Annotated in this window: 9 protein-coding genes; 5 read left to right on the top strand and 4 right to left on the bottom strand. The window is 72.9% G+C overall.

The genetic code is table 11. The annotated features are described in order from the left end of the window. Positions 1-27 precede the first annotated feature (27 nt). Both G4D85_RS01305 and G4D85_RS01300 read right to left on the bottom strand, forming a co-directional pair. On the bottom strand, positions 28-960 hold the full coding sequence (locus tag G4D85_RS01305) for an SDR family oxidoreductase (protein ID WP_164007106.1): 933 nt from the start codon (positions 958-960) through the stop codon (positions 28-30). Next, positions 957-1,778, bottom strand: a complete 822-nt coding sequence (locus tag G4D85_RS01300; protein ID WP_240359010.1) for a lysophospholipid acyltransferase family protein — start codon at positions 1,776-1,778, stop codon at positions 957-959. Before G4D85_RS01300 ends, G4D85_RS01305 begins: the two co-directional genes overlap by 4 nt. Positions 1,779-1,887: 109 nt before the next feature. On the opposite strand from G4D85_RS01300, the gene G4D85_RS01295 reads away from it, so the two are divergent. From G4D85_RS01295 to G4D85_RS01280, 4 genes are read left to right on the top strand one after another with little or no spacing between them, the layout of a single operon-like run. After that, positions 1,888-2,832, top strand: a complete 945-nt coding sequence (locus G4D85_RS01295) for an ABC transporter ATP-binding protein (RefSeq protein ID WP_164007102.1) — start codon at positions 1,888-1,890, stop codon at positions 2,830-2,832. Then, positions 2,829-3,851, top strand: coding sequence for an ABC transporter permease (locus G4D85_RS01290; protein ID WP_164007100.1), 1,023 nt, complete (start codon positions 2,829-2,831; stop codon positions 3,849-3,851). The genes G4D85_RS01295 and G4D85_RS01290 overlap by 4 nt, the downstream gene beginning before the upstream one ends. Positions 3,852-3,905: 54 nt before the next feature. Beyond that, on the top strand, positions 3,906-5,408 hold the full coding sequence (locus G4D85_RS01285) for a class I SAM-dependent methyltransferase (RefSeq protein ID WP_164007096.1): 1,503 nt from the start codon (positions 3,906-3,908) through the stop codon (positions 5,406-5,408). Positions 5,409-5,432: 24 nt separating this feature from the next. Beyond that, positions 5,433-6,599, top strand: coding sequence for a pyridoxal phosphate-dependent aminotransferase (locus G4D85_RS01280; protein WP_164007094.1), 1,167 nt, complete (start codon positions 5,433-5,435; stop codon positions 6,597-6,599). Here the strand turns inward: G4D85_RS01280 and G4D85_RS01275 are convergent. Next, positions 6,574-7,557, bottom strand: coding sequence for a fatty acid desaturase family protein (locus G4D85_RS01275; RefSeq protein ID WP_164007091.1), 984 nt, complete (start codon positions 7,555-7,557; stop codon positions 6,574-6,576). The two genes, G4D85_RS01280 and G4D85_RS01275, sit on opposite strands and share 26 nt — an antisense overlap. 92 nt (positions 7,558-7,649) lie before the next feature. Beyond that, on the bottom strand, positions 7,650-9,182 hold the full coding sequence (locus tag G4D85_RS01270; protein ID WP_240359009.1) for a class I SAM-dependent methyltransferase: 1,533 nt from the start codon (positions 9,180-9,182) through the stop codon (positions 7,650-7,652). Between the two features lie 84 nt (positions 9,183-9,266). Between G4D85_RS01270 and G4D85_RS50170 the strand changes: the two genes are divergently transcribed. After that, the gene (locus tag G4D85_RS50170) at positions 9,267-13,205 is read left to right on the top strand and encodes an SDR family NAD(P)-dependent oxidoreductase (RefSeq protein ID WP_275900259.1); all 3,939 of its coding nucleotides are present in this window, start codon (positions 9,267-9,269) and stop codon (positions 13,203-13,205) included. Positions 13,206-13,259: the final 54 nt, after the last annotated feature.

Here is a 13,259-nt window from a genome sequence, read left to right as displayed (position 1 = left end):
CTCCTTTCACACGCTGCCTGGCTCGCGCTAGCTCCGAGGCACCGGCGCCGACTCGCGGTACAGGCGCAGGATGTCGGCCACGCTGTGCTGGAACTGGAACCCCGTGGCCTCCAGGAAGCGGCGGTTGTCCACGACGATGGGGAAGCGCAGGTGGTCCAGCGCTCCCACCGACAGCCGCGGGAAGCCGCCCCGTCCCAGCAGCAGCCTCAGCACCGGCGCCGGCAGCGGCACCCCCATGCGTCCCGTCTCCCGGACGATGACCGACAGCGGAATCGGCGGCGGTCCCGCCACGTTGAAGATGCCCCTCGGCCCCTTCTCCAGCGCCAGCTGAAGCGCCGCCACCACGTCCTCCTCCTGCAGCACGTGGAACAGCGGGTCATACCCCAGCACCAGCGGCACCCGGCTCCCCTTCAGAAAGGACGCCAGCGTGCCCGTGCCCGGCGCTCCCAGCGTGTACGGCAGCCGCAATATCGTCGTCGTCACCTTCGGCAGCCGCCACAGCGCCGTCGCCGCGTACAGGTCCGCGGCCACCAGGTCCGCCAGCTCGGGAATGGCCTCCAGGGCCCGTGGCGGCTCGTCCTCCGAGTGGTACAGCGGTGAGTCCGGCGCCGCCCCGTAGAACGTGTGCCGCCCCACGAACAGAATCTGCTTCACGCTGTGCGTCGCGCAGTGGTCGAACAGCGCCTTGGTGCCGTCCAGGTTGATGCGGCCGCGCTCCGCCCCCTGCACCGTGAAGGCCGTGACGGTGGCCATGTGCACCACCGCGTCCGGATGCCAGCGCCGGAACACGTCCTCCGCCGCGCGCTTGCGCACGTCGCCGCGGAACACCTCGATGCCCACCTCGCGCGCCTCTTCCCAGGGGCGGATGTCGATGCCCGCCACCTGGTGCCCCGCCTCATGCAGCCGCAGCGCCAGCTTGCGCGCGATTCCTCCGGAGATGCCCGGAATGAGCACCCTCATGGCAGCAACCTCCCCACCAGCCCACGGCCGTGACGCTGCGCGCGGCCCCGCTCGATGAGCCCCGCGATGCGCGCCTTCACCTTCTGCACGTAACCCTCGATGACATGGTCCTCCTCGTCCCCGGTGCCATGGAAGACGAGGGGCTCGCCGTAATGGATTTCGAGCTGCACCGGCAGCGGCAGCGGCAGCACCCACGGGGTGAGCGGGATGTAGGGCACCCCCATCAGCTTCCCCAGCGCACGGGCGTTGAACACCGTGGGGATGGCCGCGCCACCTCCGAGGAAGGCGAAGGGGATGATGGGCGAGCGCGTCTGCAGCGCCAGCCGCACGAAGCCCGTGCCGAAGTCCACCAGCGAGTAGCGCTGGGGGTAGAGCTTGGCCGTCCCCTTCGCGCCCTCGGGGAAGATGACCAGCAGCCGGTCGTCCTCCAGGAGCCGCTTCGCGTGCTCGGGCAGGCCGGTGAACTGGCCGGTGCGGCTGGCCCACAGCGAGGACACGGGGAGGTTGTGGAGGAAGCGCTCCACCATGCTCTGCGCCAGCCGGGGCGGGTCCATCTCCAGCAGGGTGGAGGTCAGCACCATGGCCCCGTCCACCGCCACGCCGCCGGAGTGGTTGCCCACCAGCATCCCCCGGCCTCGCGCGGGGACATGCTCGATGCCGAAGCAGCGCACCCGGAAGTAGTACCGGTACAGCGCGGCAAACACCTGGAGCGCCTGTTTCAGGTGGCGCTTGGAGATGCCATAGGGGTCCACCCCGTACTCGTTGAACGGCAGCTCCAGCCGTTCAACCCGCGCTTCCAGTGAGTCGCTCTGGGACACGGCGCGTGACGGTAGCACCCCCTGCGCGGTCCCGCTGCTTTCCCAGCTTTCCCTGGGTGGGCACCCGCCGGCCGTTGCGCCATACTGCCGGACAGCCCCCCAACCCCTCATGACATCCAAGGACGAGCTCGCCATCGAGGTGAAGGGCCTGGTCAAGCGCTTCGGTGACGCCGTGGCCCTGGATGGCATCGACCTCGCCATCCGCCGGGGCGAGTGCCTGGGGCTGCTCGGACCCAATGGCGCCGGCAAGACGACCACCGTGGAGATTCTGGAGGGACTCCAGCGCCCCACCTCGGGCGAGGTGCGCGTGCTGGGCCTCTCCTGGGAGCGGGATGCGGAGCGCCTCCGTCAGCGCATCGGCCTGACGCTCCAGGAGACACGGCTGGTGGAGGTGCTCACCGTGGAGGAGATGGTGACGCTGTTCGCCTCCTTCTACACGCGCCCGTTGCCGGTGGCCGAGGCCATCGCCGGGGTGCGGCTGGAGGAGAAGCGCCGCGCCCGCATCTCCTCGCTGTCCGGCGGCCAGAAGCAGCGCCTGGCCCTGGCGCTGGCCCTCGTCGCGGACCCGGAGGTCCTCTTCCTCGACGAGCCCACCACCGGCCTGGACCCGCAGTCGCGCCGCGCGGTGTGGGACGTGGTGGCGGGGCTCAAGGGGCGCGGGTGCACCGTGGTGCTGACCACCCACTACATGGAAGAGGCCGAGGTGCTCTGCGACCGGCTGGTCATCATCGACCACGGGCGCGTCATCGCCCAGGGCACACCGCGCGACATGGTGGCCGGACTGGGCGCCGAGCAGGTCATCGAGTTCGAGGCCGTGCCCCCTCCACCGCTGGAGCGGCTGGAGCGGCTGCCATCGGTGGTGACAGTGCAGCAGCAGGACTCGCGCCTCAGCCTCCGCGTGCGCGAGCTGCACCTGGCGCTGCCGGCCCTGCTGCGTGAGGTGGAGTCGGCCGGCGGCGTGCTGCGGCACCTGTCCACCCGGCGCCCCACGCTGGATGACGTCTTCCTCGGGCTGACGGGCCGCTCGCTCCGAGAGGAGGCGAAGGCCGCATGACACACCCCCTGGCCCAGCTCTTCCTGCTGCGCATGCGCCCGCTGTGGCGCCAGCCGTCGGTGCTGTTCTGGACGTTCGCCTTCCCCATCGTCGCCACGCTGGTGCTGGGCCCCGCCTTCCAGCGGCAGGAGGCGCCCACGGTGAAGGTCGCCGTGGTGGAGCGCGAGGGCGCCCAGGCGCTGGCGGAGCGGCTGGCCGCCTCGCCCGAGCTGGAGGTGGTGCGGCTGTCTCACGACGAGGCGCGGCGGCGCCTCACGCAGGGCCGGGTGGCGCTGGTGGTGCTGCCCGGCGCGGAGCCGGAGTTGCTCGTGGACCCGAGCCAGCCCGAGGGCCTCTCCGCGCGGCTTTTGGCGGAGTCCGCGCTGGCTCCCGGTGGGCCCGCGCCGGCCCGGCTGCGCACCACGCGCGTGTCCGAGCCCGGCAGCCGCTATGTGGACTTCCTCGTCCCCGGGTTGCTCGGCCTGTCGCTGATGTCCACCAGCATCTGGACCCTGGCGCTGCCGCTGGTCTTCATGCGCTCCGGACGGCTGCTCAAGCGGCTGGGCGCGACGCCCATGCAGCGCGGCCACTTCTTCGCTGCCTTCGTCCTGGCGCGCGGCGTCTTCGCCCTGCTGGAGGCCGCGTTCTTCTGCGCCTTCGCGCGGTGGGTGTTCCACGTGCCCATGGTGGGCAGCTATGCGTCCTTCGTCGGCGTCGTCCTGCTGGGTGGCTCGTGCTTCGCCGGCCTGGGCCTGCTGGCCGCCAGCCGCATCGACAACGAGGAGTCCGCCAACGGCGTGTTCAACCTCGTCACGCTGCCCATGGTGTTCCTCTCCGGCGTCTTCTTCCCCACGGACCGGCTCCCCGCCTGGATGCAGCCCGTGGTCCAGGTGCTGCCGCTGACGCCCCTCAACGAGGCGCTGCGCGGCATCATGCTGGACGGCGCGGGGCTCGCCGCGCTCGGCATGCCCCTGACGCTGCTCGCCGGCTGGAGCGTGGTGTTCTTCTTCACCGCCCTTCGCATCTTCCGATGGAACTGACGCCCGCATGGCACCGCTGGCCACTCGCATGCTCGCAACCGACAGGAGTCCTCCTTGAGTGAGTCCCCCTCCGCGGCCCCTCCTCCCGAGTTCGTCCGGCGCCTCAACTTCTGGGCCCGCGACGCGAGCAACGAGTCGGCCGCGCTGCTGGCCGCCCCCGCGCTCGGCCTCTTCACGCACCTGCCCGAGGCCATCGGCGGGGCGCCGCTTCCGCTGGAGGCCCTCGCAACGCGGATGGGCTGCGCCGTGCGCGGTGTTCGCGCCGTGGTGGAGCCGCTGGTCGGGCTGGGCTTCGTCCACTTCGAGCCCGGCCGGGGGTACTCGCTCCCAGAGGAGGCCGGCTTCCTGCGCTCACCTGGCTTCCTGGCGCGCCTGGAGGAGGCTCGACGCGGGTGGCACGTGGCGGCGCGGCTGACGGAGGCGGTTCGCACCGGAAGCCCGGTGACGTGGGAGGGGACGCCGCGGGACGTGCTCGGCGCCTACCGCTCGGCGTTCCTCTCGGAGGCGCCCTCGGGCCAGAGTCCTTCCGAGTCGGACTATGAGGACCGGGCCGTGCGCAATGGCCTGCGCACCCAGGTGCTGACGGCGGCCTCCGACGTGGGATTGCTGGAGCGTTGGGTGACGGGGTCCTCGGCAGTGGAGGACCTGGCGCGCGAGCTGCGCGTGCACCCGGACGGGCTGGGCCTGCTGGTGGCGGTGCTCGGGGCCATGGGGCTGGCGCGTCGGGAGGACGACGGGCGCTGGGGCTTCTCACCCACGGCGGCGCTGGCGCTGGACGCCACGAGTGTGCCGTACATCCAGCGGGCGCTGCCGGCGACGCAGGTCTACTGGGAGGCGCTCGGCCACCTGGACGAGGCCGTGAGGGAACAGCGGTTCCGCCTGGACTTGAGGGACCCGGAGACCGCGCGCCGCGTCTACCAGGAGAACGCCTCACGCATCTCCAGCATCTTCGCCTCGCACCTGCGGCTGAGCCGCAAGGCCGCGGAGCTGGCGCGCCGCATGCGTCCCCTCGCGGGCGCCCGCGTGCTGGACGTGGGCACCGGCTCCGGCGTGTGGGGCGCGGCCTTCGGGCTGGTGGACCCCACCACCCATGTCACCTACCTGGACTCGCCCCATGTGCTGGAGGCCGTGCGGCCCCACCTGGCGCGGCTCAAGCTGGATGCCCGCTCGGAGCTGTGGGCCGGAGACTGCCTGGGCGTGGACTATGGCGAGGCCACGTACGACGTCATCCTCCTGCCGCAAATCATCCCCGCGTTGCCGCCCGGTGAGCTGCCGCGCTTCTTCGGGCAGCTGGCCCGCGCGCTCCGGCCCGGTGGGCTGCTGCTCATCTCCGGCTATCTGCTGACGGACCGGCGCGACGGCCCGCTGGACGCGCTCTACTTCTCGCTGCGGCGCTACGTGTCCAACGAGGGCGACGTGCTGTCGCTGCCGGACTTCCGCGCGCTGCTGGAGCCGGTGGGGCTCACCGCCTCGCGCGGCTTCGACATGCCCATTCAGCAGGTCGTCATCGCCCACCGGGGCGACGTCGCCTGGCCCGACTCCGCCACCGCCGCCTGACCCGCTTCCCGCCTGGAGAGCACCATGGACCCGCTGCGTACCTTCTTCATGGAAGACTACCTGGAGGGCTCGCGCTTCACGGCCCGCTACAACCTGGGTGAGTCCGGTGGCCGTCCCGTCACGGTGGGGGAGCTGCTCGGCGGCTCGGGCGTGAGCCCCGAGCGGGCCGCGGACGTCTTCCTCTCCACGCCGCTGAACGATAGCCCCAACTGGGGGCGCGCGGACCTGCGGGACTCGGTGGCGGCCATGCACCCGGGCGCCACGCGCGACAACGTCCTCATCACCACCGGCACCAGCGAGGCGCTGCTGCTGCTCTTCCGCCAGCTCCGCCCGCGCCGGGTGGCCCTGGCGTGGCCCGCCTTCCAGCTCCTCTATGAGCTGCCCATGCAGCAGGGCGCCGAGGTGGTCCGCCTGCCCGTGCGCTGGGACGCGCGCGGCGTGCCCTCCGTCGACACGGCCGAGTGGCTGGAGCGGCTGGAGCGCGAGCGCCCCGAGGTCGTCATCCTCAACACGCCCCACAACCCCACGGGCCTGGTGCTGGAGCCGGCCCTGCTGGACGCGGTGGCCCGCTGGGCGGAGGCCGCCGGTGCCACCGTGGTGGGGGATGAGCACTACCGCTTCCTGTCGTCGGACACGCAGGTGCTGGGCGCCACGGTGTACCGGCCGGGCTCGCGCACCTTCGTCACCGGCTCGTTCATCAAGTGCCTGGGCTGCCCGGGACTGCGCATCGGCTGGTGCGTGGGCGACACGGCCGTGCTGGCCGGCATGCAGAACGAGAAGAACTACACCACGCACACCGTGAACCCCGTCACCGAGTGGATTGCCCACGAGGTGCTCAAGGAGTTGGACAGCCCCGCGCTGCGCCTCGCCCGGGACGGGTGGCGGCGCAACCGCGCCACGCTGAGCGCCTTCCTGGAGCGCTCGCGCGGCGTGTACGGCGCGGCGCCCTCCGGAGGACTCGTCACCTGCATCGGCCTGCGCGGTGTCACCGATGCGGAGGGGAATGAGGCGCGGCTGGCGGCGCTCTCGGCGGCGGGCGTGTTCGTGCTGCCGTTGAGCGCCATGGAGGTGGGCGAGCTCGACGGCACGCACCCGCTGGAGCGGGGGTACGGCTTCCGGCTGGGCCTGGGCATGGCCCCGGAGCGCTTCGCGGAGGCGCTGGAGGCTATCGAGCGCGCCACAGCGCGCTGAAGGAGTGCTCGCGCGCGGCGTAGTCCGCGTCATGCATCAGCAGCGCGTGCACGTGGCCCTGGTGCGCGGTGGGCACCGCCGGGAACAGGTGGTGCGTCAGGTGGTAGACGTCGTGCCGGGGGAAGAGCACCGGGTTGAGCGGCGCCCACGAGAGGATGTGGTTGCGCGAGCGGTGGAACTCGTCCTCGGAGCCGATGATGCCCGCGTGGTCCACCGCGTCCGACCAGTAGCGGATGACCTGGTAGGGCAGCAGGTAGGGCAGGGCGTAGAAGAGGAGGAAGGCCTTCCAGCCGATGCCCCAGTGGGCCAGCGCCACCAGCCCCGCGAGGAACGTCCACCGCACCAGCGTCACCCGCCAGGGGTCCGTGCGGTGGAAGAACACCGGCCGCAGGAAGGAGGGCAGGTGGAGCAGCAGCAGCGGCCGCAGCAGGTGGTGACGCAGGAAGGGACGGCTCGGGTCCGCGAAGCCGAAGCGGCTGCGGGGCACGAAGTCCAGGTCCTTCACCGGGTCACCCAGGTGCAGGTGGTGGGTGAAGTGCTCGCGCGTGTAGGGCTCCAGCGCGGTGAGGTCGATGATGGCCAGCAGGTGCCCGAGGATGCGGTTGCGGCGCTTGCCGCGCACGAGCATGCCGTGACAGGCCTCGTGCAGCATGTTGCCGAGCGCGCGGAAGCGGGTGCCGATGAAGAAGGCCGCCAGCGGGTACAGCGCCCAGCCCACCACCGGCTGCCACCGCGTCAGCGCGACGGTGGCCAGCGCGGCCACCACCCCGAGGGCGACGTGCACTCCCAGGTGGCCCACCGCGGTGGGCAGCGACTGGGGCTCGTAGCCGAGGGAGACGACGTGGCGCGCGTACCGGGCCCGCAGCCGCGCGGCGATGGAGTCCGGACGCACTCCGGCCTCGGGCGCGGTGCCTTGGCTGGGGAGGCCGGGGCTGTCCACCTGGGGCACGGCGCGCATCGGGACCTTCCGGGGGCAGGCTCGTACGCGGGGAAGACCTGGACGCTACCGGCGGGTGTTCGCAGCGGCAAGGGGACGGCGCCGAAAATCCCTCACGCGCGGCGCGGCGACTCTTGACGCGGCACGCTGTCCGCCGGGGCCAGCTGGGTCGGAAGTGCCACCCCCGGGCGCGCGGCGAGGAGCATCTCCTGCGTGGGCAGGGGGATGCAGACGGATTGGGTGAGGCCCACGTCCGACAGCAGGCTTCCGTACTCGGAGGCGGACAGCAGGTCCCCCTCGTTGGTCATGAAGCGCCGCAGCCCGAAGTAGAGGTGGTCCAGCGGGCCGTCGCGGCGCTCGTTCAGCACGTACTCGGCGATGAGCAGCACGCCGTCCGGCCGGAGAGCGCGCGCCACGCGGGCGAAGATGCCGGGCAGGTCCTCCGGGCGCAGCACGTTGAGCACCTGCGGCAGGATGATGACGTCGAAGGCCCCGGCGCCGAAGTCCTGGGTGAACAAGTCACCGGGCCAGAAGCGCGCCCGGTCCGCCACCTTGAGGCTCTCCGTGTTGCGGCGCACCTGCTCCAGCACCACCGCCTGGTCGAAGTAGGTGACGTGCGTGGTGGGCGTCGCACGCGCGAAGGCCGCGCCCCACACTCCGGAGCCGGTGCCGATGTCCAGCACCGAAGCGCCCTCCAGCGGACGTGCCTGCGCGAGCGTGGCCGCCGCCCGCCGGCTGAGCTGGAAGTGCGAGGCGAACACGGCGGTAATCTGGTTGGAGTTGTCCGCGTAGAAGCGGCGGCTCACCTCCGGGTCCTTCAAGTCCAATACGAAGCGCTCGTGGCGCACCGTCTCGTCCAGCCGGCCCAGCGCCTCCCAGTACTGCGCGGACACGGACAGTGAGCGGACGAGGTACGCCAGCGCCTTGCCTTCCAGGAGCTGTCGCGCCTCCGCGGACAGGCCCCAGGCTCCGCCTTCCTCACGGGCGAGGCCGAGCTTCGCGAGTCCTTCCACCAGGACTCGCAGGCCCGTGGTGGTCAGGTACGTGGCCGCGCCCAGCTCGGGCAGCGTGCGCGGTGACGCGGCGAGCAGCTCCAGCACGCCCAGCCGGCCCGCGCTGATGAGGAGCTGGGTGCGCGCCGCGCTCCGGGCGAAGCGGTCGAAGAAGTCCTCGGCTCCGGGGGAGGAGGCCTGGGGGGCGTCCAGCAGGAGGGCGCGGTAGTGGCCCAGCACGTCCCAGGGGCGCCCGCCGTGCTCCACCGGCTCACCCCGCTTCACCGCCTCGTCCAGCAGGCCGAGCGGGGCCCACCAGGGCAGCTCCGCCTCGAGGCGCGCTCGGAAGGCCGGGTCCTTCAGCAGGGCGGCGGTGGCCGGCGCGAGGCTGAAGTGGCGGGCGTCGTCCATCCGCGCGAAGCCCAGGCAGACGAGCAGCTCCAGCAGGGAGCGGACTCCGCGTGCGGAGGCTCCTGCTGTCTCCGCCAGCCGCGCCACCGTCACCGGCTCGCCGCTTCCTTCCACGGGGAGTGCGTCGAAGAGGCCCAGGCGCAGTGAAGCCTGGAGCAGGGCCGACTCGTTGGAGGCGTTGCGGGCCCAGAAGTGGAGCGACTGCGCCAGGGAGGGGGACTCGGCGCTGGAGGGGGCGGACATGGACTGACAGCTTCGTCGCTCCGCTCCCATGCGCGCAACCCGGGGGGAGGGTTGTGACCCCCGGAGCGCTGGTAGGATGAAGGCATGGAATCGCCAGCGCGGATGGGTCGTCACGCCGAGGAGCTGCTCCGGAGAGACTCACGGGTCCGGGACGTCTGGGTGGCGGGTGAGGGCTCGGAGGCGGTGGCGTGGGTGGTGCCCCGCCGCGCGGTGCGCTCCGAGGATTTGGTGGCGCTCCTTCGCGAGCGGCTGGGCACGGCGGCCCCGGCGGTGGCGCTGGTGGACGCGCTGCCGCGACGGGACTCCGGGGCGGTGGATATCGAGGCGCTCGCGCGGTTGGACGCTCCCGTGCCTTCGCGCCTTCAGCACCTGGAGGACTCGCTGCGTCAGGCGGGCGCCGAGGCCGTGGCGCTCGTGGGGCCTCGCCGGGAAGAGGAGACGTTCGAGCCGCTCGATGCGCTGCTGCCGGAGTCCCTGCTGCCGAGGGGAACGGGGGCCGACGCGCCGGCTCCCTCCGAGCCTGCTGTCGCGACGACGGTGCAGGTGTCGGGTGGGCCTTCCCTCATCGACTCGGGGCCGCGTCAACGGCCCGCCGGGGCGCCGGAGACGCTCGTCGAGCTGCTGCGCCAGGCGGTGGAGCAGAGCCCGGAGCGCGTCATCACCTTCCTCGACGTGGAGGGCCGGCGGGAGACGCTGACCTTCGCGGGCCTGTGGGACGCGGCGCTCCGCATGTGGGGCGGCCTGGAGGCGCGCGGCGTGCGGGCCGGGGACAGGGTGGTGCTCGCCGTGGAGCGTCCCGGGGACTACGTGCGGGGCTTCTGGGCGTGCACGCTCGGCGGCGTGGTGCCGGTGCCGCTGGCGCTGCCGTCGTCGCTGGACCGCGCCCACCCCGGCATCGCCCGACTGCTGTCGGTGGCGGAGCGGTTGGGAAGCCCGCCCGTCATCACGGATGCTCGTGCGGCCGGACCGTTGGAGGCGATGGGGCTGAAGACGCTGGCGCCCTCCGCGCTGGAGGGCGTGAGTCCGGGACGCCCCGCTTCGGTGGAGCCGGAGGCGCCCGCCATCCTCTCCTTCACGTCCGGCAGCACCGGGCGCCCCAAGGGGGTGGTGCTGACCCATGCCAACCTCATGGCGATGGGCGAGGGCATGGTGGCTGGCGGCTGGTACCTCCCCGAGGACGTGGGCGTGAGCTGGATGCCCCTGGACCACGTGGCGGGGACGGCGTACCCGCACCTGCTCGCGCTGCGCACGCGGACTCCGCACGTGCTGGTGGCGCGCGACTACGTGCTGGCGGACGTGACGCGCTGGCTGGACCTGCTCACCGAGTTCGGTGGGACGATGAGCTGGGCGCCCAACTTCGCCTTCGGGCTGGTGGCGGACCGGCTGGAGAATGGCGTGCGTCGCGCGTGGGAGCTGTCGCGCGTCCGGGTGCTGGCCTGCGGAGGCGAGCCCGTCCTTCCCGCCACCATGGAGCGCTTCGTCAGGCCCCTGCGCGCGTTCGGGCTCCGCGAGGACGCGGTCTGCCCGGGCTGGGGCATGGCGGAGACGTCGTCCTACTTCACCGTGACGCGTGGCGTGCGCGCCCACCCCACCGAGGGCGCCGCGGAGCTGGGGCCGCCTCCCCGGGGCGCGGCGCTGCGCGTGGTGGACGACGCGGACGCGGTGGTGCCGGAGGGCACCGTGGGACATCTCCAGGTGCGCGGCGCCCAGGTGCTGGCCGGCTATCTGGATGACCCGGAACTCAACGCCCGCTCCTTCGCGGAGGGTGGGTGGCTGCGCACCGGAGACCTGGCCGTCTTCCGGGGAGACCAGCTGTGCATCGCCGGGCGCCAGAAGGAGGTCCTCATCCTTCATGGCAACAACGTCTACCCGCAGGACATCGAGGCGGTGGTGGAGGAGGTGCCCGGGGTGCTGCCCTCGTACACCGTGGCCTGTCCGACGCGCGGTGCGGGGGCGCAGACGGATGAGCTGGTCGTCCTCTTCGTGCCGACTCCCGACGCGCCTCCGCTGGCGGAGCTGCTGCGCTCCATCCGCGAGCGGGTGGGACGGGGGCTGGGTCTCCAGGCCGCGTACATCGTGCCCCTGGAGCGACACCAGGTGCCGCGCACCGAGCTGGGCAAGCGCGGGCGCACCGAGCTGAGACGCCGCTTCGATGCCGGAGAGCTGGCCACCGAGCGGCGCCGGGCGGAGCGCGTGCTGGGTGGCCCCGCGACGCTGCCCCGGTGTCTTGCCGTGGCGCGGTGGGTGCCCAGGGCACTTCCCGAGGTGAGCGGTGGTGGGGCGCGCGGGCCCGTGGTCGTCGTGGCGGAGGAGGGGGTCGTCGCGGCCTTGCGCGCTCTGGCCGCCGGGCGCGAGGTGGTGGGGGTGGAGCCAGGAGACGCGGGTGCGCTGGGGGCGACGCTGGAGTCCCTGTGGGCCCGGGGTTCGCGCTGCGAGGACGTGGTGGTGGCTTCGGGGAGCTTGGGGCGGGTTTCGCTGTCGGCGGCGGTGGCGCCGGTGCTGCAAACGGTGCAAGCGCTGGCTCCGTGGGCGGCCACCGCTCCCGTGCGATTGCTGGCGGTGCTTCCGGAGGCTGGCGAGGGTTCGGCTTTCGCCAGCGGGCCGACCTCCATTGAAGGCGGGGTGGGGCACCTCATGGTGCCCGGTCTCGCGTGGGCAGCGACGGCGGAGGTGCCTGGCCTGGAGGCTCGCGTGGTGTGGACACCCTCCGGAGCGGAGTCCTCCGCCCGGTGTGTCGCGGAGGAGCTGGCCAGCATGGACGCCGCGCGCGAGGTGGCGTGGCGCGACGGCCAGCGATGGGAGCGGACGTTCTCGCCCTGGATGCCTCCCGCGCTCGCGGAGCCTCGCCAGTTGATGCGCGGCGGGCTCTACCTGGTGACGGGCGCGCTGGGAGGGCTGGGACGGGAGTGGGCGCGATACCTGCGCCGCGCGCTGGGGGCGCGACTGCTGCTGGTGGGACGTCGCCCGCGCGGTCCGGAGGCCGAGGAGCTGGAGCGAGAAGTCCGCGAGGCGCTCTACGCGCAGGTGGATGTTACGGACGCTGCCGCGCTGCGCGAGGCGGTGCGCCGGGCCGAGGACCATTTCAACCAGCCGTGTGACGGGGCCTTCCACTTCGCCGGCATGTTGGTTCCCACCGCGCTGGCTGACGAGACACCAGTGGGACTGGCACGCGGTGCCGGGGCACATGCGCTGGGCGCGCTGGCCGTGGTGGATGCGCTTCGGGAGCGGCCCCGGGCGGTGCTCGTCTTCGCCGCCTCGTTGATGGGCACGCTGGGCGCGGGGCGGCACGCGGGCTACTGCGCCGCCACCGGCTTCCTCGAGCGGCTGGCGGAGCGGCTCGTCCAGGAGGGACGGCGCGCCGTGGCCGTCTCGCTCAGCCAGGTGCGTGACACCGGACTCGCGCGCTCGCTGGGTGCCGCGCCGCCCGGCTACCGCGTGCTGGAGCCCGCCCAGGCACTGGCCGCGCTCGCGCTCGGCGCGGAGCATGGCCCGGCCCACCTGCTCGCCGGTGTGGAAGCCTCCGCGTGGCCCTGGCGGCAGGCGGGCCTGGGCGAGGGCCGTCCCCTGGAGGCTGCCCATGTCTTCCACGTCGCTGCTGAGGTCAGCACGCACCCGGTGAATGCCGTGCTCCACTCCCTGTCCGGGCTGCCCCGGCGCGAGGACGGCGCGGTGGACCGCGAGGCGCTGGCGGCGCGCATCTCCGGCGCTGGTGACGACGCGCCCGCGGGCCCCTTCGAGGCGCTGGTGATGGAGACCTTCCACGAGGTGCTCGGCGCGGGGGGCGTGGGAGCAGGCTCGGACTTCTTCACGCTGGGAGGCAGCTCGCTGCAGGCCACCCGGGTGGTGGCGCGCATCAACGAGCGCACCGGCCTGCGCCTGCGCGAGGCGACCCTCTTCGAGCACCCCACGGCCTCGGCGCTGGCGGCCCATGTCCGGCAGGTGGTGGACCTGGCGCAGGTGGACGTGTCCGTGCTCACCGACGCCCAGGTGGACCTGCTGCTGCGCGTGCTGCGGCCGGATTGAGCGGGGCGGGGCCAGGGTGGTCCGCCCGCGTCCTCCGGTGTACCGTCCCCGCGC

The sequence above is a fragment of the Pyxidicoccus trucidator genome, assembly GCF_010894435.1.
GTDB classification, from domain to species: Bacteria; Myxococcota; Myxococcia; order Myxococcales; family Myxococcaceae; genus Myxococcus; species Myxococcus trucidator.
This window is presented reverse-complemented; position numbering and strand designations above follow the sequence as displayed.